The sequence below is a fragment of the Pseudoleptotrichia sp. genome (assembly GCF_057270515.1).
The window spans coordinates 86,261-112,387 of sequence record NZ_DBHIXS010000006.1 but is presented as its reverse complement, the minus strand read 5'-3'; the positions used below and the strand labels follow the sequence as shown (position 1 = coordinate 112,387).

The 26,127-nt window shown below is 29.4% G+C and carries 26 protein-coding genes; 2 read left to right on the top strand and 24 right to left on the bottom strand.

The features are described from left to right. Positions 1–5 precede the first annotated feature (5 nt). The 11 genes from ACO5J6_RS06325 to ACO5J6_RS06275 form a co-directional block, all read right to left on the bottom strand. Positions 6–2,444 carry an alpha-amylase family glycosyl hydrolase gene (locus tag ACO5J6_RS06325; protein ID WP_485642800.1) on the bottom strand — a complete coding sequence of 813 codons (2,439 nt, stop codon included), beginning with the start codon at positions 2,442–2,444 and terminating at the stop codon, positions 6–8. Further along, the gene (locus ACO5J6_RS06320; RefSeq protein ID WP_485642798.1) at positions 2,441–3,226 is read right to left on the bottom strand and encodes a ComF family protein; all 786 of its coding nucleotides are present in this window, start codon (positions 3,224–3,226) and stop codon (positions 2,441–2,443) included. The genes ACO5J6_RS06325 and ACO5J6_RS06320 overlap by 4 nt, the downstream gene beginning before the upstream one ends. Before the next feature lie 43 nt (positions 3,227–3,269). Further along, positions 3,270–3,470 carry a zinc ribbon domain-containing protein gene (locus ACO5J6_RS06315; protein ID WP_485642797.1) on the bottom strand — a complete coding sequence of 67 codons (201 nt, stop codon included), beginning with the start codon at positions 3,468–3,470 and terminating at the stop codon, positions 3,270–3,272. 9 nt (positions 3,471–3,479) lie between these two features. After that, positions 3,480–3,836, bottom strand: a complete 357-nt coding sequence (locus ACO5J6_RS06310; RefSeq protein ID WP_485642795.1) for a YraN family protein — start codon at positions 3,834–3,836, stop codon at positions 3,480–3,482. Then, entirely contained in the window at positions 3,826–4,491 is a 666-nt protein-coding gene (locus ACO5J6_RS06305) for a ribonuclease HII (RefSeq protein ID WP_485642793.1), read from the bottom strand. Before ACO5J6_RS06305 ends, ACO5J6_RS06310 begins: the two co-directional genes overlap by 11 nt. 18 nt (positions 4,492–4,509) lie before the next feature. After that, complete coding sequence (locus ACO5J6_RS06300) at positions 4,510–5,463, bottom strand: RluA family pseudouridine synthase (RefSeq protein WP_485642791.1); 954 nt, start codon at positions 5,461–5,463, stop codon at positions 4,510–4,512. Between the two features lie 25 nt (positions 5,464–5,488). Continuing rightward, positions 5,489–5,905: an HD domain-containing protein gene (locus ACO5J6_RS06295; protein ID WP_485642790.1), complete on the bottom strand. Its 417-nt coding sequence runs from the start codon at positions 5,903–5,905 to the stop codon at positions 5,489–5,491. Positions 5,906–6,883: 978 nt separating this feature from the next. Beyond that, a complete protein-coding gene (locus ACO5J6_RS06290; protein ID WP_485642788.1) occupies positions 6,884–8,029 on the bottom strand; it encodes a pseudouridine synthase family protein in 1,146 nt (381 codons plus the stop codon). 42 nt (positions 8,030–8,071) lie between these two features. Beyond that, positions 8,072–9,145 carry an asparaginase gene (locus ACO5J6_RS06285; protein ID WP_485642786.1) on the bottom strand — a complete coding sequence of 358 codons (1,074 nt, stop codon included), beginning with the start codon at positions 9,143–9,145 and terminating at the stop codon, positions 8,072–8,074. A gap of 115 nt (positions 9,146–9,260) precedes the next feature. Further along, entirely contained in the window at positions 9,261–9,923 is a 663-nt protein-coding gene (locus tag ACO5J6_RS06280; protein ID WP_485642784.1) for an HAD family hydrolase, read from the bottom strand. Between the two features lie 39 nt (positions 9,924–9,962). Next, positions 9,963–10,184: a DUF896 domain-containing protein gene (locus ACO5J6_RS06275; RefSeq protein WP_485642782.1), complete on the bottom strand. Its 222-nt coding sequence runs from the start codon at positions 10,182–10,184 to the stop codon at positions 9,963–9,965. A 724-nt stretch (positions 10,185–10,908) separates the two neighbouring features. Between ACO5J6_RS06275 and ACO5J6_RS06270 the strand changes: the two genes are divergently transcribed. Continuing rightward, positions 10,909–11,283 (top strand): carbonic anhydrase, encoded by a 375-nt coding sequence (locus tag ACO5J6_RS06270; RefSeq protein WP_485642780.1) that lies wholly within the window; start codon positions 10,909–10,911, stop codon positions 11,281–11,283. Positions 11,284–11,478: 195 nt separating this feature from the next. On the opposite strand, the gene ACO5J6_RS06265 is transcribed toward ACO5J6_RS06270, so the two are convergent. Beyond that, the gene (locus tag ACO5J6_RS06265; RefSeq protein WP_485642778.1) at positions 11,479–12,564 is read right to left on the bottom strand and encodes a thymidine kinase; all 1,086 of its coding nucleotides are present in this window, start codon (positions 12,562–12,564) and stop codon (positions 11,479–11,481) included. A gap of 60 nt (positions 12,565–12,624) precedes the next feature. Beyond that, positions 12,625–13,551, bottom strand: a complete 927-nt coding sequence (gene thrB / locus ACO5J6_RS06260) for a homoserine kinase (RefSeq protein ID WP_485642777.1) — start codon at positions 13,549–13,551, stop codon at positions 12,625–12,627. A gap of 226 nt (positions 13,552–13,777) precedes the next feature. Here thrB and ACO5J6_RS06255 point away from each other — a divergent pair, with 226 nt between their 5' ends. After that, complete coding sequence (locus ACO5J6_RS06255) at positions 13,778–14,338, top strand: C40 family peptidase (RefSeq protein WP_485642775.1); 561 nt, start codon at positions 13,778–13,780, stop codon at positions 14,336–14,338. A 154-nt stretch (positions 14,339–14,492) separates the two neighbouring features. On the opposite strand, the gene dnaN is transcribed toward ACO5J6_RS06255, so the two are convergent. From dnaN to ACO5J6_RS06200, 11 genes are all read right to left on the bottom strand, one after another. Then, positions 14,493–15,620 carry a DNA polymerase III subunit beta gene (dnaN, locus tag ACO5J6_RS06250; protein ID WP_485642773.1) on the bottom strand — a complete coding sequence of 376 codons (1,128 nt, stop codon included), beginning with the start codon at positions 15,618–15,620 and terminating at the stop codon, positions 14,493–14,495. Between the two features lie 25 nt (positions 15,621–15,645). Next, a complete protein-coding gene (locus ACO5J6_RS06245) occupies positions 15,646–16,467 on the bottom strand; it encodes a sigma-70 family RNA polymerase sigma factor (protein ID WP_485642772.1) in 822 nt (273 codons plus the stop codon). A 41-nt stretch (positions 16,468–16,508) separates the two neighbouring features. Continuing rightward, positions 16,509–17,528, bottom strand: coding sequence for an NAD(P)H-dependent glycerol-3-phosphate dehydrogenase (locus ACO5J6_RS06240; protein ID WP_485642771.1), 1,020 nt, complete (start codon positions 17,526–17,528; stop codon positions 16,509–16,511). 28 nt (positions 17,529–17,556) lie between these two features. Then, positions 17,557–18,177 carry a glycerol-3-phosphate 1-O-acyltransferase PlsY gene (gene plsY, locus ACO5J6_RS06235; protein ID WP_485642769.1) on the bottom strand — a complete coding sequence of 207 codons (621 nt, stop codon included), beginning with the start codon at positions 18,175–18,177 and terminating at the stop codon, positions 17,557–17,559. Between the two features lie 3 nt (positions 18,178–18,180). Further along, positions 18,181–19,620, bottom strand: a complete 1,440-nt coding sequence (locus ACO5J6_RS06230) for an MATE family efflux transporter (protein WP_485642767.1) — start codon at positions 19,618–19,620, stop codon at positions 18,181–18,183. Positions 19,621–19,642: 22 nt separating this feature from the next. Beyond that, complete coding sequence (gene lpxB / locus ACO5J6_RS06225; protein WP_485642766.1) at positions 19,643–20,785, bottom strand: lipid-A-disaccharide synthase; 1,143 nt, start codon at positions 20,783–20,785, stop codon at positions 19,643–19,645. A gap of 49 nt (positions 20,786–20,834) precedes the next feature. Next, the gene (locus ACO5J6_RS06220) at positions 20,835–21,644 is read right to left on the bottom strand and encodes an LpxI family protein (protein ID WP_485642764.1); all 810 of its coding nucleotides are present in this window, start codon (positions 21,642–21,644) and stop codon (positions 20,835–20,837) included. Further along, the gene (lpxA, locus tag ACO5J6_RS06215) at positions 21,644–22,423 is read right to left on the bottom strand and encodes an acyl-ACP--UDP-N-acetylglucosamine O-acyltransferase (protein WP_485642763.1); all 780 of its coding nucleotides are present in this window, start codon (positions 22,421–22,423) and stop codon (positions 21,644–21,646) included. The genes ACO5J6_RS06220 and lpxA overlap by 1 nt, the downstream gene beginning before the upstream one ends. A gap of 34 nt (positions 22,424–22,457) precedes the next feature. Then, positions 22,458–22,883, bottom strand: coding sequence for a 3-hydroxyacyl-ACP dehydratase FabZ (fabZ, locus tag ACO5J6_RS06210; RefSeq protein ID WP_485642761.1), 426 nt, complete (start codon positions 22,881–22,883; stop codon positions 22,458–22,460). Positions 22,884–22,992: 109 nt separating this feature from the next. Beyond that, positions 22,993–23,847, bottom strand: a complete 855-nt coding sequence (gene lpxC / locus ACO5J6_RS06205; protein WP_485642759.1) for a UDP-3-O-acyl-N-acetylglucosamine deacetylase — start codon at positions 23,845–23,847, stop codon at positions 22,993–22,995. A gap of 19 nt (positions 23,848–23,866) precedes the next feature. Then, the gene (locus tag ACO5J6_RS06200; RefSeq protein WP_485642758.1) at positions 23,867–26,068 is read right to left on the bottom strand and encodes an ATP-dependent helicase; all 2,202 of its coding nucleotides are present in this window, start codon (positions 26,066–26,068) and stop codon (positions 23,867–23,869) included. Between the last annotated feature and the right edge of the window lie 59 nt (positions 26,069–26,127).

The following is a 26,127-nucleotide window of genomic DNA, read 5'->3' as shown; positions in this document are numbered from 1 at the left end:
TTATTTTATTTGAAAGAATCAAGTATATTAGTATCTTTGCTGTGTAATATTTTTACTTCATAAGGTTTTACTATAATTTTTATTTTTTTATCAGAAATAGAATATTTCTGTTTTTTATTCAGCTGGTTTGTATAAAAACCGAACAGTTTAGGTACCTGTAAACTTAGAGGATAACTGTCTCCACTGTTATTTATGACTACTATTATAGAATTCTTTTTATTGAATATTTCATAACTTATAAAATCTATATTGGGAGCTTGAGGAGTTATATCTTTTCCCTGATAGATTTTTGCTTTTCTTTTTTCATCATTTAGATATTGAGCCGTTTCACTATCTATTCTTGCCTTTGTTTTAGGATCATTATATACTTCCAAAATTCTGAATCTTCCCTCTTTAAATAAATCTTTATAATCTTTTCTTATTTTAAGTAAATTTCTATAATAATTTTCAATATCCTGATTTATTGTTACGGGATAAGAAACTGTTCTATTTACTTCATTTATCTGAACAGTTTCGGGTAAAGTTCTTAGTCTGCCTGTATATTTACTTATGTCATCAGTTTCATTTTCATAAGGCATATAATCTTCCCATAACATAGGTTTTCTGTTTCTTGGGGAATCAGCACCCCACATCCCTTTTTCATCTCCGTAATATATGACTGGTGTCGCAGGAAGCATTAACTGGACAGCAAGCACTTCCTTAAGTCTGCTGACCGCATTTCCGTCATATAAATCAGGTCTTATATTCATATATCCCTGATTTGACTGATTATTCCTGTCAAAAACTCTATTAGGATTTATTATTCCGCTATATATTCTGTCTGTATCAAGAGAGTCTACAAAAATCTGTGTTGTATTAAATCTCTCTTTTGAATATTTATTATATATTTCATTTAGTTTAGTTGCAAATTCAACACTTCCTATTTTATAGTTGGAATTTGTATTTATCATATATTTTACAAGGTTATTTACAATATTATAGTCTGCTCCGCTGTCGTACACTCCTGCTGTTATATCTTCTCCGAATTTATTTGAAAATTCTCCCGAAATAAGAATGTCCCGCTTATATTTTTTTAAATTTTCAGTTATATCAATCAGATATTTTTTATTTCTATCATCATAATAGACATATCTTATTCCGTCAATTCCGTCATCATCAGAATAATTTTTAAAAGTTTCATCAGGTCCTAAAATCCATTTCTTCATGGAATTTTCTATATAATTTCTTACATCTTTATTGGATAAATCGAGCCTCAAATCATTTTCATCCAGATACCATTTTCCATATCTTCCGTCCATTACAGCAAAAAATCTTCCTGAAGTTATGTCAGGTGCTACTTCCAGCACAATTTTCAAGCCTTTTTTATGAGCTTCTTTTATCAAACTTGCCAATTCCAAGTCAGAATCCGTCCATACCCATGTATTTGGTTCTGTCATATTCTCATTTATCAGATTTTTTCCTGTTTTACTGTTATATATGAGTAAATTTAGCTCTTTGTCTCCATTTTTATTATGAACTTTCCCTTTGATATCCAAACCTTTATTTGTTCCCGTTTGTTCCAGATATCCAAAATACGGATCCACATGATTAAAATATATCGTATCATACTTATGATTGGATAAAGAATAAAAAGGCGAAGATAATATTATATATTCCACACCAAGTTCTTTTAGATAATCCAGTTTATCCTTTATCCCCTGCAAATCTCCTCCGTAGTATCTGGAATAATTTTTTACTTCATTTAGTGCATTTTCTTCCCATATATTTTTTGTCTCGTAATTTCCATTCCAGTCATTTACTGTAAATTCGGAATTATAGGCTCCTGTTCCCCATTGGGCAGCTACCAAGTCCTTTTTTTGTGTTCCTGAACGTATACGGCCTGTCGGTGCCTTAAAGTCATCTGTTCCAAATTCATTGAATATAGGGTCATTATCAGGATTTCCGTTTCTAAATGAATCTATATATATCTGATAGCCTACCGAACTTTTAGCCCAGTCAGGAATATTCGTCAATTTTCCTGATTTTTCATAATGAAATTTTTGTACGGTATTTGAAGAAGTAACAGTATTCTTTCCGTAAAAATATTTTGTTTTATTATCAGTCAGCTTGAAATAATAATCAGTGGCAGTATCAGGTATTTCACCTACAAATATTTCTTTCCCTCCGTAATTTCCGATACTTCTCATCATTTTTGTTTTTCCGCCGTAAATGATTTCAGCAGAATAGACATCATTGTTTTTAGTTTCAAGTATTATTCTGACATTTTTGCCCTCATCTATCCTATATTCAGGACTTTCTTCATGGTATAGAGAATTCTTATCAATATAATTGTCATCCCTCTGACTATATTTTGTAGGATTTTCGACTGATTTATTTCCTTCGGAAAAAGAAATCACAGAACCCGTCAATAAAACTAATAATACTAATTTTTTTAATAAATTCATATTTCTCCCTTACTTATTCTAATTTCTCTTGCAGCTGCAAGACAAAAAACTATAATTTCAGTTTCATACTTATTTAGATTTTTATTTAAATTTTCTTTTTTATAATTTTCTTTTTTATCATTTTCTTCTTTATGATTTTTTTCTTCATAATATTTTTTTCTATAATTTTTCTCTCTGTCATCTATTTTATTGTTTCCCATTTTATTTTTATTGATATTCTCTTTGTCGCTAATTTTTTCCAAAATACTCTTCTTTATTTCCCTCAACGTTGCTCCCGTAGTTACAATATCATCAACAATGAGTATTCTTTTATTTTTAAAATCTATATTCTTTCCTACAGAAAAACTTCCCTCTATATTTTTTCTACGTAATTTTTCATCAAGCAATTTATGCATTTTCTCAGTATTTTTAATACGTTTTAGCTGAATATAGTTGATGTCAAGACATTTCAGTATCTCATCGACCTGATTATATCCTCTCTCATTTTTTCTTTGTATATTTACAGGTACACTTATGACAAAATCTATTTTTTCTCTCTGAATGACAAATTCAAATTCCTTTTTTATCATATCAGCAATCAATTTTGCAAGTTTCTTTTTCCTATGATATTTATAGGAAAAAATCAATTTTTTAAAATCTTCATCATAATCCCAAATATAATATATGTTGTTTAATTTTCTCAATTTCTTAAGATTTAAAAGTCTATTTTCAGTTTCACCTGATACAATCCCATACCCGACTAACTTCTCCCCCGAAATTATGTCCTCATTTCTGAAAATCATCCTTTTAAAATTAAGAATACTTTTTTGTATACAGGATTTTATGTCAATAATTTTTAATAGGTTTTTTGACTTTTTCAATTACTTTTGCCGAGTATGTTTCAGTATAACCGCAATTCTGACATATTTTCAGATAAAATGTATCAAGTGATATTTTTGCTTCTCCAAGTTTTTTTGTAGGTAAAGCTATTGTTTTTACTTCACAGCTCGTTGAGCCGCATTTCAGACATTTTTCATTGTTTTTCATCTTTTCACCTCAGAATGCATTTTTTATCCAGTTAATATCATTTTTTAAGCCGTTTCCCGTTATTCCTACAACATCATATCTGACGTTGCCTTTCCATTTGTTTTTAAAAATATAGACCTGTGATGATTTTATTATTCTTTCCTGCTTTTTCTTGCTGACCATTTCGACAGCTTCTCCGTAATTATTGTTTTTTCTGTACTTTACTTCTATAAACACAAGCGTTTTTGTCGATTTTTCCAAAAATATTAGGTCAATTTCCCCATATTTTGTATAATAATTATTTTCTACAAATAAAATTTTTTCTTTTTCCAAAAATTTTTTGACAATATCCTCAAATTTAAACCCTATCTCCCTCTTATTTTTCATTAAAAATTTTTAACCCCCTATTTTTCTCTTTTGTTTTCTTATCATTATTTTTCATATTTCCTAATATTTTACTTAAGAAAGATTTTCTATGATATCTGCACGGACCTTTTTCTAACAATATTTCTTTATGCAATTTTGTTCCGTATCCTTTGTGCTTTTCAAATCCATACTCGGGAAATTCTTTTGACATTTCTACAAGCATTCTGTCCCTTGTAACTTTTGCTACTATGGAAGCCGCCGCAATGGACAATGATTTACCGTCTCCTTTAATTACCGCTTCCTGTTTCCCATTGTATTCCCTTATTTTATGATTTCCGTCTACAAGAACAATATCAAAAGCCGTTTTTTCATTTACTTTTTTTATCGCTCTTCTCATTGCTGAAAATGTAGCATTCAATATGTTAATTTCGTCTATTTCCTTTTCATCGGCTATACCTATTCCCACAACACATTTTTCAATTATCAGTTCAAACAGTTGCTCTCTCTTCTTTTCCGTCAATTTTTTTGAATCATTTATTTCTTCGAGTTCTTTAAAATACTGAATTATGATGACAGCCGCAGCTACAACAGGACCTGCCAGAGGCCCTCTTCCTGCTTCATCTACTCCCACTATTATTTGTTTATAATTTTCATCAAATTCTCTTAACGTACTCATATTGCTCCTTTAAATAACTTATAAATCATTCAAATCAAATTCAAGTTTTATATTTTTCAATGCTTTTCTAAAATCTTCAGGTATTTCCGATATAAATTTCATCGGCTTTTCTGTAACAGGATGTAAAAACTCAAGCTTATATGCGTGAAGCATCTGCCTTTTTTCACTGTCTTTACGCCCATATACCATATCTCCTAATATGGGATAGCCCATATATTTCATATGAACTCTTATTTGATGTGTTCTCCCTGTTTCAATATATACTCTGACCAACGTAAACAGCTCATTTGAGCATATTACGTTATAATTTGTTATAGCTTCTTTTCCTCTGTCATTTCCTTTTATGACCGTCATTTTTTTTCTGTCATCAGTATCACGACCTATTTGTGTTACTATTCTTCCTTTTTCTTTAGTCAGTTTTCCTTTTAATATTGCCAAATAAGTTTTTTTTATTTTTTTTTCCTGAAACATCTTCGCAAGATTTATATGAGCCTTATCATTTTTTGCTATTACTATGAGTCCGCTTGTGTCTTTGTCCAGTCTATGTACTATTCCCGGTCTTATTTCTCCGTTTATCCCCGATAAATCTTTTATATGATACAAGATCGCATTTACAAGGGTTCCCGAATAATGTCCCTGAGCAGGATGTACTACCAGCCCCGCATTTTTATTTATTACGGCAATATCCTCATCTTCGTAAATGATATCTATCTTTATATTCTCAGGAATTATTTCAGCTTGCTCCGTTTCAGGTATAAATATTTCTATCCTGTCATTTTCCTCAATTTTATAAGAAGACTTTATTTTCTTATTATTTTTAGCATTTTTTCCATTTACAGTTATATCCCCATTTTTTATAAGCTGCTGAATTCTACTTCTTGTAAAATCTGTTTTTCTTGATAAAAAACTGTCCATTCTTTCATTTATTTCATCAAATGTTACCATTACCGTTATTTTATTTTCTTTTTCCATTTTTACTCTCTGTTTTTTTATTTTTTTAACTTTCATCATCACATTTCTGAAAAATATCCATTTTTTTCGAATAATTCTTATTATGATGATTTTTGACTAATATACTCAATTCCTTATCTATATTTTTCAATTTTTTATATCCGTTCAGGGCATGATTTCTTAACTTAGTTTTCATCCCTATTTTATGAAGTACTCTTATTATTATTCCGGCTTTTAATTTGCCGCAATCATGCAAAAGGGCAAATCTTAGATATAATTTGTCGTTTTTCAGCTCTGTTTTTTTCAACTTTTGATATACTTCTAAACAGTGAGCTTTATCGTATTTGCTCATGTTTTCAAAAATTTTCTGCTCTTCAGAACTAAGATCTTTCATCGCTTCTATCAAATTTTTCTTGTCAATTTTAGGAAAAAAATATTCTATTCCTTTTTTTATAATATACATTTTTTGTCCCTATTTTATTAATTTCTTCTATTCTCTATATTTTTTATTCTTTGTTTTATTATTTTTCTTTTTTTATTTCTTTGTTCTTTTTTATTCAATTATTTCTTCATTTCTTGCTTTGTTGAACTTTTCAATTCTCTATATTTTTATTCTTCGTTTTATTATCTTTTTCTTTTTTCATTTCTTTGTTTTTTGTTTTAATATTTTTTCTATTCTATTATTTCTTTATTCCTTGTTTTATCCATTTTCTCGAACTATGATAGAGTATATTATATCCTGTTAAATTCCTGAGTAAATTTCTTTTTTCCCATTTTTTCCTCCATTATTTTTTTATATTATCTTTTTGAAATTTACTCTCTTTAATTTCTCTTTTTTTTATTCTAACATACATTTCTTGCTTTGTTGAGTTTTTCTATTCTCTATATTTTTATTCTTCGTTTTATTATCTTTTTCTTTTTTATTTCTTTGTTCTTTGTTTTGATATTTTTTCTATTCTATTATTTCTTTTTCCTTGTTTTATCCATTTTCCTATTTTCTATCTTTTTATTATTTTCTTATTTTCTATTTCTTAATTTTATTATATTTTGGATTTTATTATACCCTATCATTCTTAGATTTACATAATATTCATTTATAATATTATCCTGAATATTTTTTATTTCAATTTTTATATCATTCAGTATCACTATGCTATTTTAAATGCACTTCTTCTTTTTTTATTCTAATATATTATATTATTCTAATATCAAAATTTTAAATATATTTCTCTAAAATATCTATTATTATTCTAACATCATAATCTTAAATACTCTTTCTAAATATCTATTATTGTAGCATTAGAATTTAAGTACATACTTCTGATATTTATCAAATACCTTTTCTGAACTGTTTCAGACAATTGATTATAATTCAAGTATATCTTCCTAATATTTACGATATTCTAATACTATAATTATAATATATAATACTTGATAATATCTAAAATATCTGATTTTCTTCCTTAATAACAATATTTCCGAATACTTTTTTCATTTTTCTTATATTTTTTCCATTTTTTCCTATTATTTCACCTTTATTTTTTCTTTTCACATAAAAGACATAAAAATAATGATTTTTCTCAATTTTTTCAATTTTCTCAAAAATACTTCGAATTTCATTATCCCAAACTTTATCATAATAGAAGTCTTCTTTAGTATTAATATTTCCGATATTATTTTCTACTTTTAGACAAAAATTATTATTTTTCTTGAAACTGTCAATGTCAATTTTTTCGAATAAAAGTTTTTCCAATTCTTCTGATATTTCAACTCTTTCCAATGTCAAATATTCTCCCGGAAGTGATTTCAGCTGACCGTTCAAAATAAAATTGCTCATTATTCTTACTTGTTGAGGTAAGAATCCGTCTCCCTCAAAATACAATTTACCGTTTTTGTATCTTACAAATATCTCCCTGATATGATTTTTCAGTTTCTCTCCTTTTTTTGAAGTAAATTTTTTAAAATTCTTTTTTCCTGACAATTTTTCACAATTCATCTTTATTTTCTCATCACTATTTTTTATAAATTCCATTGGATATTCATAAATATAAAAACGTTTATATATCATTTGAGGAAATTCAAGAAAAGGAATTGTCCGCACTATTTTTTTTATTTTCAGTCCTTCACTTTCAATGTACTTCATATGAGAAAACTCCAAATAATATTGAGAATTTATATAAAGTATATTTTCTTTGGCACTCACATCTCTATCCGTTCTTCCTGCTTGTTGAATTCCTTTAAACATTTTGATACCGTTTTTTTCAAGAAGTTTTCTAAATTCGGATTTTACACTTTTCATATTAGGATTTTCATCAAAAGAATTGAATCTTTTTCCGTCATACTTAATAAAAAACATATATCCAAAATACGATGTATTTTCAAAATCTCTTATCAATTTTTCTATTTTTGATATATTTATTTCCGTATCCAGTTTATCTGTTTTAGTTTCATCTATTTTACTATTAGATACATACGCTTCAGTATATTTATTTTTTTTATCATCAGTAATCCCGTTTGCTAAATTATTATTTATTTTATTTTTATATATTTCATTTTTATTTGTTTCGTTCATACTTATTTTACTCATTGTTTTATTCACCGTATCAATTTATCTCATTAATTTATCTGCTTATTTTGTAAGCTCCCCTGCAATATTCATTACAAGTCTTTCTTTTACTTTCTCACTCCCATATTTTCCCAGTAGGCACATAAATTTCGTAATCGCCGCTTCGGGCGTCATATCGTAACCGTTTACTACTCCTAATTTTGTCAATATTGCATTTGATTCATATAAACCCATTTCTACACTTCCCACAGTACACTGGGTTATATTCAGTATTATGACTCCTAAATTTATTATATACTTTATTGCTTCTAAAAATTCCTGATTTTGTGGTGTATTTCCACTTCCATAAGTTCTTAAAACAAGACCTTTTATACTGTCATTATCTTTAAAAATCTTTTTCAATATTTCAGGATTAAATCCCGGGAATACATCCATCATAATTACATTGGGATTAATCTTATAATCCACATAAAATTTTCCTTCCGGTTGAGATAAAAGCCTGTTCTCATATATTTTTATTTTAGACCCTGCCTGTCCTAAAGGTAAGTAATTTGGAGAAGAAAATCCAAAATAATTTGTAGAATCAAGCTTTCTGGAACGGTTTCCCCTAAAAAGGTGATCTCTAAAAAATATACACACTTCAGGAACTACAGGCAATATTTCTTCGTCATCTGAAAAATCCTTTTCTGATTGCTTTTCAATTATTTCTATGGAAGTCAGTAAATTTTGCAATCCGTCGCTTCTTATTTCCTGAATAGGACGCTGAGCTCCTGTCAAAATTACTGTTTTACTAAGATTTTTTAACATAAATGAAAGTACACTCGCAGTATAGGACATCGTATCTGTCCCGTGCAGTATCACAAATCCTTTATATTTGTCATAATTTTTTTCTATTATTTCTCCTATCTCCAGCCATATTTCATAATTCATATCAGATGAATCTATTATCTTGCTTGTTTGTACATAATCTACATTCATATTTTCCAGAAACTGATAATTCTGTATTACTTCACTCCATGATTTTGAGGGCTTTAATGCACTTCGGTTATCATCTTTATCCGAATGAACCATACTTATTGTTCCGCCTGTATTTATTATTAAGATTTTTTTCTTATTTTGACAATTCTGCTCTTTCATAAATTTTGCATTTCCCTTCACTAATCATTTTATAAAATATATTTATGAATTATCTATCTTTATTTTATAATACATTGTATCTATTCTTATATTGATAAATTTATTCTTCTATTTATTATTTAATTTTTTCTATCAGTTCATCTATATTTGATACTTTTATATTTTCAGGTATATTTTTTTCTTTTTTACCGTTTCCAAATCCCCAGTTGCAGTAAACTATATCAATTCCTGAATTTTCAGCTGTTTTGAGGTCTACTTCCATATCCCCCACATATAGTATCCTGTTTTTAGGTATATTCGTTTCTTTAGATATTTTATCTACACCGTAAGAATCAGGTTTTCTTGGATGTTTTTTATCGTCTGAACCAATTATATCCTCAAATTTCCACTTTCCTAATAGGTTTTTGGCAGTATTCACAGCAAGCTCATGCTCCTTATTTGTAACTATACCTTTTTTTATGTCGTTTTCTTCGAGAAAATCCATAAGTTTATCAATTTCAGGATATAATTCTACTTTATAGTCATAATATTTTTTATAGTATTTTCTCAAAGTTTCTACTACTTTTTCTTTACTTATTTCCTTTTCATCATATTTTTCTATATCAAAGACTATATCGACAACTCCTGCCATTCCATATCCAATAAGATTATAAAAATAATCCAAAGAATAGGTTTTTAGACCTAATTCCTCAAAACCTGAATTTACATATTTCGCAATGGATTTATAAGTATTGGCGAGAGTTCCATCCAAATCAAATAATACTAAATCATATTTCATAATATTTTCCTTTTTTTATATTTTTTTTAGTTAATTTTTCTATGCTTGGTCAGGTATTTTGTTTCCTTCATCATCAATAGGATTTCCTTCGTCGTCTACTCTCACGACTTTTATATTGTCCAGATGTCCTCTCACACTTTCTTTAAATTTATCTATATACATTCTTCTATATTTTTCTCTTTCCTTTGCTTCTTCTTCTGTCAATTCTCTTTCCTTTGCTATTTTAGAAAATTCATTTATTTTTTTTACTATATCTTCCATTCTTTTTCTCCTTTTATATAAAATTTTTTCAATCTTCTTTTATATAATCTTCTTTTATATAAAATCATATTGATTGTGAATAATTGATTGTGAATATATATTATATATACCGAATTTACTTAATAAACTCAATAATTTATTGTATCACATATTTTAGGACATTACAACTTTGCTGAAAATATTATCAAAATAAAAAAAGCCCCAATCGGCTCTTTTTTTAGTACTAATGTTTGACTTATCTATTAAAATCAAGTTCTCTGCCAAAAAAACTCTATGTTTTTTATTGACTAAGTATTCAGTTCATTCAAAAATCGGACGATGTGTTGGCGAAAGAGCTTTATAACTAAATAATAAAAATAATAGAATATATATATCATTTTAAATATATATCATTAATATCTTTTTCATTTTTATTACTTTTTGTTATATATTCTTTTATCACATTTTTTATATCAAAAATTTTTTTAATCTTATATTATATTAAATCAAACTAATTTATATCATATATTATATATAATGGATTTATTCAAAAAATTATTGTATTCTATATTTTATGATATAACTATATTAGTTGAATTAGTTGAAAAGTGTTATTAATTATAGAGAGAAATGAAACTCGCGAATTATTTTATCTTAAAAATAATACCGAATAATACTGATAAAAATACAAATATCCATATTAATATCAGTATTAATACAAACCAAATAAATCAGGAGGCTCAAAATGTTCTGTACTTTAATATGCTGTATGGACGGAAGATTTATCCATATAATAAATCAATATATAAGAAATAATTACCGTTATGATTATGTGGATACTATAACGGACGCGGGACCTGTAAGTAAAATAGTATACGATGACTATTTGAAAGCAGTGGAAGACAAGATTATTCTGATCTCAATCGGAAAACATAAATCCGATCATATTTTTATTGCAGGGCATAGCGACTGTGCAGGTTGTCCTATAAATGATGAAATCCAGAAAGAATATATTACAAAATCTGTTCGAATGATTAGGGAACATCTTTCAGATATCGCTGTTACAGGACTTTTTGTGGAGGAAAATGGTGAAATAGAAATTTTGATTGACCTTTTATAGACTATTTATGGTCATATGAAATTATTAAAGATTGAAGTTTTAAAAAAAGATAGAAATTTTTATAGTCTATTCATGATTATTCTAAAAAATAAAAATACAAATAAAAAGAGATGTCCCAAAATAAAAAAATATAAAAAAACATATTTTAAATAAATATGTTTTTTTAATAAAATTTTATTTATACAAATGATATCGTTAATCTATTATTTTATAGTTAAGTTTTGTTAATTTTTTTATTTTCTCTATAATTTCCATATTCTCTTTATCATCTGAACTTTTATTAGTGTATACTATTTCTTTAAAGTTCAGATCAGATTTTCTCAATAAATCTACTGTCAGTAAAACCTGATTTAATACTCCCCTTTTGTTTCGGGAAACAAGGATTATTTCAGAATTTTTCCTGTATTCACACATAAAATCTACAACATTATAATTCCCTTCGATAGGGAGTAAAAGTCCTCTTACTATTCTTACGAATACAAAATCATTTTCTATCATTTCCTTATTTATTTTTTTTCTTAATTCAGACAGTTTATTTTCGGATTTTTCATCTTCTTCAATGCCTGATGATATTATTATAACTTTTGTTTTTTTATCTTTTAATATATTTTCAGTATATAACTTTTCAACTGATATTTTTCCTACTCCTATGTCAGTTCCTACAACAAAATATATTTTTCCCTTATTATTTTCCCTGTATCTAACAATATGATGTCGTCTACATCTTGCTTCATAATTTTCAGAAGCCCCAACCATAACGAGCGGATCGTCATAATATGCAGGCTCTCCGTCAATGAGTCTTTGACTTGCATAAGCCGATTTTCCACACACTGTACATATAGCATGCAGTTTATCTACCTGCTCTGCAATCCCCATTAATTCAGGCATAGGGTGATACGGTTCAGCTCTAAAACTCATATCCAGTCCCGCAACAATCACTCTTTTACCGAATTCAACATATTTTTCGCAAAACTTGACAACATCTTCCCCAAAAAACTGAACTTCATCTATTCCTATTACTTCTGCATCATTATTTTTTCTCATTATTTCTTCCATTTGTTCTACTGAACTCACAGGGTACGCTTCTAGACTGTCATTTCCGTGAGAATAAATCCCTCTTTCTCCATATCTCTTATCAATCGCATGCTTAAAAACCACTACTTTCTGTTTTGCATATTTTGCCCTTCGCAGTCTTCTTATCAACTCTTCACTTTTTCCTGAAAACATACTTCCTGTAATAACTTCCAATGTCCCTATATTGCTTTTTAGATGAAATTCCATTATTAAAATCTCCCAATTTAAATTCTTTGTAATTATTCTAACATATTTCGAATAAATTTTCTAATTGTTATTATCCCGATCTAAATTTTCTTCATCAAAAATCTCTGCACCTTTTAAATTTATTCTTTTCTTTTCGATTGTCCATTTATCAGGAAGTTTTTCCAGTTCTTTTTTCATATTTTCAAGAAATTCATCATTTTCATAATTTAAAGAAATCAGAGTTGGTCCCGCTCCACTTATGTATTCTCCTAATGCACCATATTTTTGAGATATCTCAAATATTTCTTCGGAATTATTTATCAATGCAAATCTGTATGGTTGATGAATTTTATCTCCCAATAAAAATCTTAGATTGTCGTACTTTTTTTTATTGAATGCATCCACAAGAAGTCCTAATTTAGACATATTATTTATAGCATCGGAAACTAAATACGACTTAGGCAGTACACTTCTCGCTTTTTCAGTGGAAAGCTGAAAATCAGGTATCATAACATAAAAATATAAATCATCAGTATTTGATAAAATGCTGTAAACTATATTTTTCTTATCGTGAGCAGTTAATACCATACCGCCAAATATTGCAGGCACTACATTGTCCGGGTGTCCTTCCATTTCTACGGCAAGTTTCGCAATTTTGTCAATATCTAAAGGATTCCCTGCAAATCTGTTTGCTATTAAAATTCCTGCGACAATGGCACTGGAACTACTTCCCAAACCTCTCGCAATAGGTATCTCATTTTTAATAATATTTATTTTATAACTTGGAATATTTTTTACCAGATGTTTTTCAGTATATTTTATTGCTTCAAAAATGAGGTTTTCCTCGATAGGAATTGAGAAAGGTTTCCCATTTTCCAAAAATTCTATTTTACTGCTTTCTTCCACTTCAAGTTCCAGTAAATAATCAAGTGCTACTCCTAAACAGTCATATCCGACACCGATATTTGCCGATGTTCCCGGTACTCTAACTTTAAATTTTAAACTCATTTTTTCTACCCTTTCCTTGAATTATAAAAAATATATATTTTATATCATTTATTATTTTTTCATATTTTGTATATAATATCATATTATCCTTAATAATTCAACATTTCCCTTTTTATTACATTCTCTTGTATCTACAATTATTTTTTTTAAATTTAACTCTAATGATTTTCAAAGATTTATGTAGTAAAATAGTATCACCAAAGTTCTATGGTAGATTGGAGGTTACATGAAAAGAATAGTAATACTGGCTGGTGCTCTGTTGTTATCTGCATCGGTTTTTGCGAGTCCGAAAAACCCTTCAGATGAATTAACAAAAATCATCGGAAACTATTACAAGAACGATTCTATGTCTTTGAATGTTAAAGACAATAGCAGTAAGTCAGGAAGAAGTTCTCACAGCGTTAAATCAGGCGTTAGAGATCAAATTATCGAATTTGCTTCTAATAAACTTGGTTCACCTTATGTTTGGGGAGCTACCGGACCTAATAGTTTTGATTGTTCAGGTTTTGTCGGATATGTATTTAGAAAAGCAGCTGATTTAAACTTACCAAGAGTTTCCAGTGAGCAGGCAACATTCAGACCAAAAATTTCATCAATGAATATGAAAAAAGGTGATTTGGTATTTTTTGAAACTACCGGAAAAGGTCGTATATCACATGTAGGTATATACATGGGTGGTAGACAGTTTATTCACGCTTCTTCCGGAAGTAGAAGAGTTACAATCTCAAGTTTGGATAGTGACTTTTATAGCAGAACTTTCAGATGGGCAATTAATCCATTCAGTTAGTTCTCATAATTAGGATAATTAAATTTTTAGAACACAATAAAAAAACTTTGGATAGTAAAAAACTCGATAAATATTAGATACTTATTCGAGTTTTTTACTTTTTTATTATATTATTTCATATTACTTTCAAAATGTTATCTTCAAATTTCAAATTTTATCCTTCTCTTAACGCCAGAGGCATTGTAAAGTAAAGGGATTTATCGCTTTCTTCATCTTTTACGAGTACCGAACTTTTGGAGTTCATTAATTTAAGTTCCGTTACTTTTCCGTCCAGGATTGAAATATAGTCCACTAAGAATTTTACATTCAATGAGATTTTCAGATTTTCTCCTTCCTGTATCGTTGCCAACTCCTCTTTTATTTTGGCATTTTCATTTATCCCTGTCAGTATCAGCTTATTATTCTCAAAATTGAAAATTCCGCCATTTTTTGCATCTTTATTATCTCTGACAAAGATAAGAGTTCTTTTTAAAACTGATAGGAAATCTTTTGTATTTAACAATACCTTTTTATCATGCTGAGCATTCTTCAATATTGATTTGTAATCAGGAAATTGTAATTCAATAACTCTTGTGAGTATCTCTACATTGGAAAATTTAAAGAATACTTTTGTACCGTCGGATTTAAAAATTATATTTTCCTCATCTATAAGTCTCATTATTTTTATCAATCCGTCTATCGTTTTCAAAGGTATACTTACACTTAATCCTTCTTTGTTTTTTTCATTTTCATCCAGTTCTTCCTCAATATATGTCAATCTATATGTATCAGAAGAGACAAGTTTTAATTTATTTTCTTCAATTTCAAATCTTATACAGTTGACTGCCAAATTTTCAGGGTCTGTCGAAGCGGATATTTTTACATTTTCTATATAACTTAATAATTTATTTTTATTAAATGTATATTCTACTCCTAATTCTATTTTTGTTTGAGCAGGAAAATTTTCCGCATCGTATAATGAAAATTCAGTATTTGTACTGTCAGTTTTTATAACCAATTTCCCTTGTTCTTCTATTAATTCTATTTTTTCATCTAAAATTTGTTTTAAAAATTCTTCTATTAATTTATGTTTTATTACAATTTTTCCTTCCGAAGTAATTTCTCCCGAAATTTCAGTATTTATGGATAACTCCAAATCGGTCCCTTTTAAAATAATCTTGTTTTCCACTGCTTCTATATATATTCCTGAAAGAACTTCCCTTATTTTGTTTTCAGTTACTGCATTTTCGACTACCTGTATGGCTCTTAAAAGCTCTTTCCTGTCAACTTTAACATTTAACATTTTTTTCTCCTATTCTATTATATTCTTAAAATATTTCCTTGTATTCTTTAAAATGGTTCTTAAGTTTTGTTATGGCTTTTTTTTCAATCTGTCTTACTCTTTCTCTTGTAATATTCAATGCTGCTCCTATTTCTTTTAATGTATGGATTTTATTGTTATAGAGACCGTATCTCATTTCAAGGATTTCCCTTTCTCTGTCAGTCAGGATATTTTCAAGTAATTCTCTCATTTCAGTCAGCTGATCTTCTTTTATTATTTTTTCCTCTACATCATCAGTATTCCCGACAATATCTTCAAGATATATATTATCTCCTATCGTTTCGTTCAGAGATATTACATCCTGAAATTCATTTAAAAGAAGGATCACTTTACTTTCTTTTAAATCCACCTTTTTGGCGATATAATCAGTAGGAGGGGATTCTCCGTACTTTGCGGCATATTCCATTATAACCCTGTTTACTTTGGATAACTGTTCGTATTTATAGGACGGTATTCTTATATCTCTTCCGGTATTTATAATTGCCTTTTTTATGGACTGTTTTATCCACCAGACTGCATAAGTGCTGAAACGGTGTCCTTTTTCATAATCAAATTTATTTATCGCTTTGATTAGTCCGATATTTCCTTCACTTATCAAATCAATAAGAGGCAACCCGTTGCCAAGAGACTTTTTTGCGGTACTTATGACAAGTCTTAAATTTGATAATATCAACAGTTGTCTTGCCTGTTCGTCATTTTCCTCTCTAATCTTTCTTAAAAGTTCATATTCTTCTTCTTTAGACAACAAGTTAAATTTCTGAATATCACTTAAGTATAAAGAAATTAAATTTAAATTGTTTTCTTCCATTACCATCTCCGTTAGTATTCTCTAATGTTATAATAGCGTAATTAAATAAATTCAGATCTGAGATCTCTGCTCATAAAAGTCGAAGCCAGTTCAGTAACAGGTTTTCCCTGATAGATTACTTCATAAAGTGCCGTAAAAATAGGAGATTTTATATTTTTTTCTTTTATTATCGAATAAATCGCTTTTATAGTTGCTGCTCCCTCTGAAACCATTTTCATATTTGACACTATATCTTCTATCTTTTTACCTTTACCCAACTCTTCACCTACAAATCTGTTTCTACTATGTTTACTTGTACAAGTAACAATAATATCACCAAGTCCCGAAAGACCCATAAATGTTTTGGAATCCACATTATAATATTTTCCAAATTCGAGTATCTCGTTTAATCCTCTTGTTATAAGAGCTGCTTTGCTGTTATCGCCGTAACCCATACCGTCCGCTATTCCCGCTGCAATGGCAAGACAGTTTTTTAATGCTCCTCCAAGTTCGGCTCCTGTCAAATCTGTTCCTGTATATACTCTAAAATATGATGAACTGAAAACATTTTGTACTTCTATCGCAGCTCGCTCATCTTTTGATACTGATAATATTGCCGAAGGTAATTTTCTTGATACTTCTTCAGCATGAGTCGGTCCTGCGAGCAATACATAACTATAATCTTTACCTTTCAGCTCTTCATCTACAACTTCCGATATTCTTTTATTAGTTGAAACTTCGATTCCTTTTGCTACATTTACTATTATTATATTATAATTCAGACAATTTTTCAATCTTTTTAAAATCGGTCTTAAAAATTGTGTAGGAGTGGCTAATAAAAGAATGTCTATCTTTCCAAATTCTGTTTCATTTGATAAAATTTCACAATAATCGTCAATTAAAATCAATTCCTCAGGTAATTTTATTCCGGGAAGATACACAGCGTTTTCATGAGTTTCTCTCATGGTTGTTCTTATTTCTTCACTATGTTCCCATAAATATACTTTATTTTTGTTTTCAACGAGAAGTTTGGAAAGACATGTTCCCCAACTTCCTCCTCCTATTACCAATATATTTTTCATAATCCACCAACTTTCTTTAAAAATATATTTATTTTTTCTTCATGGTAAATTTCGTTTCCGTACCGTTTTTGAGTCTTTCTATATTACTTTTATGCTTTAGTATTATTAGTGCAGCTATTATTATCCCAAAAATTGTAAGCGGTATGTTCTTATATAATACAAATATCAATATCGGTAACGAAGTAGCGGCTATTATCGAAGAAAGAGATACATATTTTGAAATTCCGAATACTGTGAAAAATACGATTGCTGCAAATAATATTGCAATCGGTACAAGGACTGTAAATACACCCACCGTCGTTGCGACAGCTTTTCCTCCCCTGAATTTCATAAATATTGAAAAACTGTGTCCTATAATTGCAAATATTCCTATAAATATAGCATCTGACCCGATAATACCTGTAATCTGTTCAATTAGATTTGCATTTGTCAGTATTGCCAAAGCAGTCGGTAATGCACCTTTTCCTATATCCAGTATCAACGTAAGTATTCCCAGTTTTGTACCTAAAACTCTTGCGGCATTTGTTGAACCTGTATTTTTACTTCCATGCTCCCTTATATCTATCCCCTTAAATACTTTCCCTATCCATAAAGCATTGGGGATACTCCCTAAAAAATAAGCAGTTACAGCTAATATGACCGTATTCATTTTTTAATCATCCTTTCCGATAATCGTCCCGTTGTTTCTGTTATTTATTTCTTTTTCTTTTATTTTTAGTTTTTTAAGTTCTCTAAATAAGAATATTATCAAAACTAAGGCAAACATCAAGTCGGTAAAAGGCTGGGCATACCATACCCCATTTAGCTGCCATATATGTGAAAAAATTATAACTACTATTAAAAATATTACAACTTGTCTCAATAAATTTAATATGACCGAATATCTCGGTCTACCTGTAGCCTGAAAATAATTAGGCAGTATTATTCCTAAAGAAGCAGGAATTATAAGGGAAAAATAAATTCTCAGAGCTTTTATTCCTTCTTTCAGTCCTTCGCTTGTACTCTTTTCATTAAAAAAAAGTATAAGATTTTTTGGAAACAACATCACTGTAATCCAAAACATAAAAGACAGGAAAATTCCTGAAAAAACAGCAGTTAAAAGTGATTTTCTTACTCTTCTGTAGTCTTCTGCTCCATAATTAAACCCTATTATAGGTTGTATCGCCTGTGCTGCTGAATATACAGTCATTGTCATCAAAGGAAGATATGAATTTATAATCGTCATAACTGCAACTCCGTATGTTCCTCCATTTGTTTCAACTATTTTATTTGTTATAAGTCCTACTCCCGAACTTGCCAGCTGGAGCATAAATGGAGATAATCCTATTACAATTATATCTCTCACTATATCAATGGATAATTTTAAATTCCTAAATCTTAATCTTATGGAACTCGTATCTTCAAGTTTATATCCAAAAAGATTTATTTTAAAAGGCAATTTTCCGACCGTTAAAAAATACATTACAAATATAGCGGAAAGTACATTACCTATCAAGGTAGCATAAGCCGTCCCCTCTATTCCCGTCTTCATTATCATTACTGCAACATAATCAAGAATAATATTCGTAACAGCTCCCAATATCATTGAAAACATAGCTATTCTTGGTGTTCCTGCCGCATTCAATATATTTGTAAGCCCGTAAGAAAAAAACAGAGGAAATATTGCATATAATATTATTTCCAGATAAGTTCGTGCATAAGGCAGTGTTTCACTGTTTGCCCCTGAATATATCAGTATATTGTCGAGATTTATTCTCAGTATGACAAAAAGAATAAGTCCCAACACTGCAAAAACAGTTATTGCATTACCTAATATTTTTTCAGCCTCATCTTCATTTCCTCGCCCTAACCTTATGGAAATGATTGTTCCTGCTCCTACTCCTATAAGCATTGAAAAAGCTATAAGAATCATAACTATATAAAAAGAAACTCCTGCTCCTGCCAAAGCTTTTTCACTTATTTTCCCGACAAAAAATCTGTCTACAATGTTATAAAGTACAACTACTATCGAACCTATAAATGTGGGTATAAAATATTTTATAAATAATCCGAAAATCGAACTGTTTAATAATTCTTCCCGTTTTTTTTCCATATATTATTTTCCTTTTTCAGTTTTAGTTTTTTATGCCGTTTTGACCATTAATCTTTTCTATCATATAATCAGCAATTTTACTTAAAACTCCTTTTTCTCCAAGCTTTTCCCTTTCTTCCTTCAACTCACTTACTATATCTTCTTTCTTATTTTCTATTATTTTGCACTGTTTTATTAAATTTTTAATATTAAAATCTTCCTGTAGCAGTTCAGGAAATATTTCCCTGTCGGCATTCAAATTTGTCAACGTAACAAATTTTAATTTTACTATCTTTCTTGCAATAAATGCATTTATCGCCGAAGCCTTATAGACTGTTATTACAGGAAGCCCTGTCAGCGACAATTCAAAAGTAACAGTTCCGGATGTGGCAATAGCATATTTGCAATCATTTCTTAAGTTCTGTATTGTATCAAGAGTAATTTCAAGATTATCTATTTCGTTTAAATCTATGTCATATTTTTTACTTATATTTTCTGCATATTCTAAATGAGATTTATCAGGAAATTTCATTATAAATTTTTCATTTTTCATTTCTCTGCTTTTAACTAATTCTATTACTATGGGTATGTATTTTTCTATTTCCTGTTTTCTGCTTCCCGGTAATAACATTATTTTATTTCCCAATTTTTCAGAAAATTCATATTTATCAACTAAAGGATTGCCAAAATATTCCACATATAATCCTGATTTTTTTTCAATTTTATGAAAATATTCCTTTTCAAAAGGAAAAATGACTATCACGTCATCAAATTCTTTAATAGTCTTTATCCTATTTTTCCCCCATGCCCATATTTTGGGAGGAATGTAATATATTGTTTTTATAGAAGGAATATTTTTTTTCAACAATTTAAAAAATCTTAGATTGAATCCTCCAAAATCCACAAATATGACAGTTTCTATATTATTATCTTTTATATATTTCAGATATTCCTCAGCTTTCTGTTTAAAATATCCGTATTTTTTCAATGCTTCGATAAACCCCATTATATCATTATCTTTTATATGTGTTATTTTATTCGCACCTGCATTTATTGATTTATCTCCTATGACTCCGTAAAATGATATATTTGGGTCTTTTTTCCTTATTTCCTCTATAATATATGATAAATGAAGGTCTCCCGACATTTCTCCCGAAGAAACAAATACTTTCTTTTTATTTTCCATTTACTTTTCCCTTTGTTTTTCAATTAATTTTTTTATTAAAAAATTCTTGCTAATCTTTTATGCTAATTCCTTTAATAAAAATCTTATTTTTATTTGCATAATTTATAACTTCGTTTTGGTCTATAAAAAGCATTTTCTCTGCTTCAACTATTATTCCTCTTGCTTTTATCTCAACGACTTTTTTTAGAGTTTCAAGACCTATAGTAGGAATATCTATTCTATAATCCTGATTTTTCCTTGCCATTTTGACAACGATACAGTCTTTTCCTGCAAGCTCTCCCCCTCTTAATATCGCCTTGTCGGTTCCTTCTAACCCCTCAAGTGCAATAACTGCCTCATTTTTTACAACAACAGTCTGTCCCGCATCAATATCGGTAAGCATTCTCGCAGCTTCTATTCCTATCTTTATAGTTTTTTCCTCATTTTCTGACGGAAAAATTTTAGTATAAACCGTAGGCTTTACCATATAATCTTCCAAAAGATAATTTTGAGGTAAAACAGTTAATCCTTCACCCTCTATATAATTTATAATTGCTTTCAATATATTCTTGTCTTTTTTATTTCTTGCAGAAAGTAGAATTTTTGTAGCAGTAAAATCAAATTTCAGATTTGAAAAAATAAGGTCTTTTTCAACTTTTCCAAGCATAATAACATGAGAAAGTCCGTTTCTTTTAAAATAAGAAATTATCTTTCCCGGCTGTGCTACACTATATTTCACTGAATTACTACAATTTTTTATGCTGTTTTCTACACTGTCAAACAAATAGACGGAAAACAATTCTATTCCGTTTTTTTCACACTGTTTTAGAAATAATTCAGGTAATTTGCCGTTTCCGGCTATTAATCCTACTTTATTCATTATCTCGTAATTCCTCTTTTACTTTTTCTTATAAATTCTACTACTTTCATCGCCTCATCAAAATGGCTGTAATCTCTTTCAAGTATCTGTAATGCTTCTTCGAGTTTCAGTTTTTTCTTGAAAATAATTTTATAGACTTCTCTTAAAGTCTTTATCTGTTCTTCTGAAAATCCTCTTCTTTGAAGTCCCACAATATTTATATATACTGCTCTTGCTTTATTTCCCTCGGAAAGCATATAAGGAACTACATCTTGAGTTACTGCCGAACAGCCTCCTATCATGGCGTGTCTGCCTACTCTCGTAAACTGATGTATAGCTGTAAGTCCGCCGACTACTGCATAATCTTCTACTTCCACATGACCTGCAAAAGTCGCTGCATTGGCTAATACACAGTTATCCCCTATAATACAGTCATGGGCTATATGTACATACGCCATTATTAGACAATTGTTTCCAATTCTTGTTTCGTATTTATCGTCCGTTCCTCTATGGATAGTAACAAATTCTCTTATTTTATTGTTATTTCCGATTACAACTCTCGTTTTTTCACCTTTAAATTTTAAATCCTGAGGTACTTTTCCTATAGAAACAAAAGAAAATATGTAGTTATTTTCTCCTATTGTTGTTTCTCCTTCTATGACAACATGGGATTCTACAGTTGTTCCGTTTCCTATTACTACTTCAGGTCCTATAATCGAATATGCTCCCACAGTTATATTCTCTCCAAGCTTAGCTTCTTCAGCTACTATTGCCGTCGGATGTATATTATTTCTACTCATAATTATACCTCTCCTATAATTTTATTCTGTTAAATTACAATTCCTGTATTGCAAACATCAAATCAGCTTCACATGTAACTATTCCGTCTACAGTACATCTTCCTTTGGCAACTATAAAATTTCTTTTTACTTTTATTTTCTCCACTTCTATTCTTAACTGGTCTCCGGGAACTACTCCTTTTCTGAATTTACATTTATCTATCGACATAAATAGAGGTATTTTCCCCGGCTCCAACATTAAGAGCCCAACTGCCTGAGCCATTGCTTCTACTTGTAGAACTCCCGGCATAACAGGTTTTTTGGGGAAATGCCCATTAAAAAATTCTTCATTCATAGTTACATTTTTTATTGCTACTAATGTATCCGTTCCATTTTTTTCCACTACTCTGTCTACTAATAAAAATGGATATCTGTGCGGCAATATTTTCATGATATCTTCTATTGTCATTACTGGTTCCATATATATTTTATCCTCCTAAAAATTTATATAATTTATCATTTACCGTATTATAAACTTTATCCATTGTAAAAGTCAATAATCTATTTTTTTTATTTATCTTTTCCGTATCCTATAAATATTTCTTTGCAATAAGTTCTGTCAATTTTGCATTTACAAAATGCCCCGCTTTTATAGCTATTATATGTGCTTTTATCGGTCTTCCAAGCACGTAAAGATCTCCTATAATATCCAGTATCTTATGTCTTACAAATTCATCAGGATATCTAAGTCCTTCAGGATTTAGAGGTCCGTCTTTCCCAATGACTATAGCATTTTCAAGACTTCCTCCAAGTGCCAGATTGTTTTTTTTCAGAAAATCTATTTCATAATCAAAAGCAAATGTTCTGCATCTTGATATTTTTTCAATATATTCTTCAAGATTTACATTTATTTCAAAATACTGGGATTTTAAAAAACTATGATTAAAATCTATAGTATAGGATATTTTAAAATCATCATATGGTAAAGCTATTACATGTTTCCCGTCTTTTTCCTGACTAAATATTACAGGTTCCTTTATTACAATAGGCTCTATTTCACTTTCAAGCTCTTTTATTCCTGCTTCTTTCAGCTTTTCCATAAACTGTATGGAACTTCCGTCGAGTATAGGCAGCTCATTTCCATTTATTTCTACTAATATATCAGTAATTCCTGAAACAGAAAGGGCCGACATAAAATGTTCTATTGTATGAACTTTTACTTCATCCTTATTTCTTATATTTGTGCCTCTTTCAAGATCAAACAGATTTCTGTAGTCGACTTTTATAACATTATCTTTATCGGTAATGTCAATTCTTTTAAAAATAATTCCCCTGTCTATTTCGCCGTTATCTTCGTTAGGCTTTAAAGTAAGTTTTATTTCCTGCCCTTTATGAAGTCCTATTCCACTTATTTCTACTTCATTTTTTATAGTTTTTCTTTTCATTTATTGCCTCCGATTTCTTTTATTCATCTTTCAAAATCTTTTTCACCAATACTAAAGCTATTTTTTTTTCTCCCACTGCAAAATCGACTGTCATACTCTTACTGTCCATACTTTTTATTTTTCCTTTTCCAAATTTTATATGAGTTACTTTATCTCCGACTTTGTATTTCAGATCATGTCTGTGCTTCAAATCCTGCGTCCTTACGGATTTTATGGCAAAAGGATTGAAATTTTCTATTTTTGTTTTTCTTTTACTGTCTATAACCGTACTTTTTTCCATTTTTTTTGTGAATTTAGAAAATTTTTCAGATAAATATTCGAGATTATCCTGTTTCATTTCATAGATAAATCTGGAAGGCTTTATCATAAAATTCATCTGTCCCCAAACCATTCTTTCGGAAACATGGGATATAAACAGCTCTTTTTTAGCTCTTGTTACGGCGACATAGCACAGTCGTCTTTCCTCTTCTATATCTTCTTCAGGAGTTTCAAAATTACATGACGGAAAAAGCCCGTCTTCCATTCCTGCAATAAATACATAATCAAACTCAAGTCCTTTGGAACTGTGTACTGTCATCAGTTTCACAAAATTTTCTTCGTCTTCCATATCATCGGTAGATGTGCTTAATGACACCATATCTAGATATTCTCCCAGTGAAAGACCTTCATTCTGTTTCTGTGCTTCGGTTATACTGTTTAAAAGTTCTTCAATGTTTTTTACCCTGTCTTCTTTATTGTCTTCTATAAAATCAATATATTTTGTTTTGGACATCACTTCATCAAAAACTTCTTTTACTGACAATTCATCAAGGCTTTCATATATTTCCTGCATCATTTTATAAAAATTTGTAAGAGTTTCCCTTACTCCTGACCTAATTTCAGGCACTTCATTTATAAATTTTAATGCATCTAACATTGACAGTCCTTTTTCCTGAGCCAGTTGAGCTATTTTTTCGAGGGTTTTATCTCCTATGGAACGTTTAGGAACATTTATAATTCTTAAAAAATTATGATTATCATTTTTATTATTAAGCAAACTCAAATATGCAAGAATATCCTTAATTTCTTTTCTTTGAAAGAACTGCATACCGCCATAGATTTTATAAGGGATATTTGCTGCCAAAAGTTTTTCTTCCAAAACTCTCGACTGCGCATTAGTTCTGTATAAAATAGTCATATCTTTATAGTATTTTCCGCCCTTTGATTTGGCTTTTATATTCTCTACTATATATTCAGCTTCATCATAGACATTTTCAGCATTAAATACTTTTATTTTTTCACCTTCATCTCCGTCAGTCCAAAGTTTTTTCCCCTTGGAGCTTTTATTATTTTTTATTACTTCATTGGCAACAGCGAGTATTCTCTTTGTAGATCTGTAATTTCTCTCAAGTTTTACTACAAAGGCATCGGGATAGTCCCTTTCAAAGTTCAATATGTTATTTATATTCGCTCCTCTGAAAGCATATATACTTTGGTCCTCATCTCCGACTACACATATATTTTTATATTTTGAAGCGATTATACTTATTATCTCATATTGAATATCATTTGTATCCTGATATTCGTCTACGACAATATATCTATATCTATCCTGTACTCTTTCAAGAACATATGAATCATTCAGTAACTTTCTCGCATTCAGCAGCAAATCCGAAAAATCCATTGCATTATTTGCTTTCAGAACTTCATTATACTGTTTATATATTTCATAAAAAAATTTGTTTGCAGGAAGTTTCAAATCCAGTTCTTTTTCAAGCTGTTCAGGTCCTATCCCCTGCTCTTTCAGTTTACTTATCTTTCCTGCTATTCTTCCCGGAGTAAAATCATCATTTCCTGCATTTAAATCTCTTTTTATCTTTCCAATTATACTTTTCTGGTCATCTACATCGTATATGTTGAAATTTCTCCCATAACCTATCCTTTCAGAATAAGTTTTCAATAATCTCACTGCAAAAGAATGAAATGTCGAAACTACAAGATTGTGAGAATCAGCTCCAACTAATGCTTCGGCTCTTTCTTTCATTTCTCTTGCAGCCTTATTTGTAAATGTCAGGGCAAGGATATTTAAAGGGGAAATTCCTTTTTCCCTTATCATATGAGCTATTCTGTATGTAACAGTTCTTGTTTTCCCGCTTCCTGCACCTGCCAATATTAAGATAGGTCCTTCAACTTTTTCTGCCGCTTTTCTCTGTTCACTGTTTAATTCATCTAAAATACTCATTTTGTATGCCTTCCTTTTCTTTCCTGTTCTTAATTATTTATATTAAACTTTTTATCCCT

What these genes read in the sequence shown, in the direction of transcription:
- ACO5J6_RS06325 (WP_485642800.1), bottom strand. Translation starts at nt 2,444, where the DNA reads ATGAATTTATTAAAAAAATTAGTATTATTAGTTTTATTGACGGGTTCT.
- ACO5J6_RS06320 (WP_485642798.1), bottom strand. Translation starts at nt 3,226, where the DNA reads ATGATTTTCAGAAATGAGGACATAATTTCGGGGGAGAAGTTAGTCGGG.
- ACO5J6_RS06315 (WP_485642797.1), bottom strand. Translation starts at nt 3,470, where the DNA reads ATGAAAAACAATGAAAAATGTCTGAAATGCGGCTCAACGAGCTGTGAA.
- ACO5J6_RS06310 (WP_485642795.1), bottom strand. Translation starts at nt 3,836, where the DNA reads ATGAAAAATAAGAGGGAGATAGGGTTTAAATTTGAGGATATTGTCAAA.
- ACO5J6_RS06305 (WP_485642793.1), bottom strand. Translation starts at nt 4,491, where the DNA reads ATGAGTACGTTAAGAGAATTTGATGAAAATTATAAACAAATAATAGTG.
- ACO5J6_RS06300 (WP_485642791.1), bottom strand. Translation starts at nt 5,463, where the DNA reads ATGGAAAAAGAAAATAAAATAACGGTAATGGTAACATTTGATGAAATA.
- ACO5J6_RS06295 (WP_485642790.1), bottom strand. Translation starts at nt 5,905, where the DNA reads ATGTATATTATAAAAAAAGGAATAGAATATTTTTTTCCTAAAATTGAC.
- ACO5J6_RS06290 (WP_485642788.1), bottom strand. Translation starts at nt 8,029, where the DNA reads ATGAGTAAAATAAGTATGAACGAAACAAATAAAAATGAAATATATAAA.
- ACO5J6_RS06285 (WP_485642786.1), bottom strand. Translation starts at nt 9,145, where the DNA reads ATGAAAGAGCAGAATTGTCAAAATAAGAAAAAAATCTTAATAATAAAT.
- ACO5J6_RS06280 (WP_485642784.1), bottom strand. Translation starts at nt 9,923, where the DNA reads ATGAAATATGATTTAGTATTATTTGATTTGGATGGAACTCTCGCCAAT.
- ACO5J6_RS06275 (WP_485642782.1), bottom strand. Translation starts at nt 10,184, where the DNA reads ATGGAAGATATAGTAAAAAAAATAAATGAATTTTCTAAAATAGCAAAG.
- ACO5J6_RS06270 (WP_485642780.1), top strand. Translation starts at nt 10,909, where the DNA reads ATGTTCTGTACTTTAATATGCTGTATGGACGGAAGATTTATCCATATA.
- ACO5J6_RS06265 (WP_485642778.1), bottom strand. Translation starts at nt 12,564, where the DNA reads ATGGAATTTCATCTAAAAAGCAATATAGGGACATTGGAAGTTATTACA.
- thrB (WP_485642777.1), bottom strand. Translation starts at nt 13,551, where the DNA reads ATGAGTTTAAAATTTAAAGTTAGAGTACCGGGAACATCGGCAAATATC.
- ACO5J6_RS06255 (WP_485642775.1), top strand. Translation starts at nt 13,778, where the DNA reads ATGAAAAGAATAGTAATACTGGCTGGTGCTCTGTTGTTATCTGCATCG.
- dnaN (WP_485642773.1), bottom strand. Translation starts at nt 15,620, where the DNA reads ATGTTAAATGTTAAAGTTGACAGGAAAGAGCTTTTAAGAGCCATACAG.
- ACO5J6_RS06245 (WP_485642772.1), bottom strand. Translation starts at nt 16,467, where the DNA reads ATGGAAGAAAACAATTTAAATTTAATTTCTTTATACTTAAGTGATATT.
- ACO5J6_RS06240 (WP_485642771.1), bottom strand. Translation starts at nt 17,528, where the DNA reads ATGAAAAATATATTGGTAATAGGAGGAGGAAGTTGGGGAACATGTCTT.
- plsY (WP_485642769.1), bottom strand. Translation starts at nt 18,177, where the DNA reads ATGAATACGGTCATATTAGCTGTAACTGCTTATTTTTTAGGGAGTATC.
- ACO5J6_RS06230 (WP_485642767.1), bottom strand. Translation starts at nt 19,620, where the DNA reads ATGGAAAAAAAACGGGAAGAATTATTAAACAGTTCGATTTTCGGATTA.
- lpxB (WP_485642766.1), bottom strand. Translation starts at nt 20,785, where the DNA reads ATGGAAAATAAAAAGAAAGTATTTGTTTCTTCGGGAGAAATGTCGGGA.
- ACO5J6_RS06220 (WP_485642764.1), bottom strand. Translation starts at nt 21,644, where the DNA reads ATGAATAAAGTAGGATTAATAGCCGGAAACGGCAAATTACCTGAATTA.
- lpxA (WP_485642763.1), bottom strand. Translation starts at nt 22,423, where the DNA reads ATGAGTAGAAATAATATACATCCGACGGCAATAGTAGCTGAAGAAGCT.
- fabZ (WP_485642761.1), bottom strand. Translation starts at nt 22,883, where the DNA reads ATGGAACCAGTAATGACAATAGAAGATATCATGAAAATATTGCCGCAC.
- lpxC (WP_485642759.1), bottom strand. Translation starts at nt 23,847, where the DNA reads ATGAAAAGAAAAACTATAAAAAATGAAGTAGAAATAAGTGGAATAGGA.
- ACO5J6_RS06200 (WP_485642758.1), bottom strand. Translation starts at nt 26,068, where the DNA reads ATGAGTATTTTAGATGAATTAAACAGTGAACAGAGAAAAGCGGCAGAA.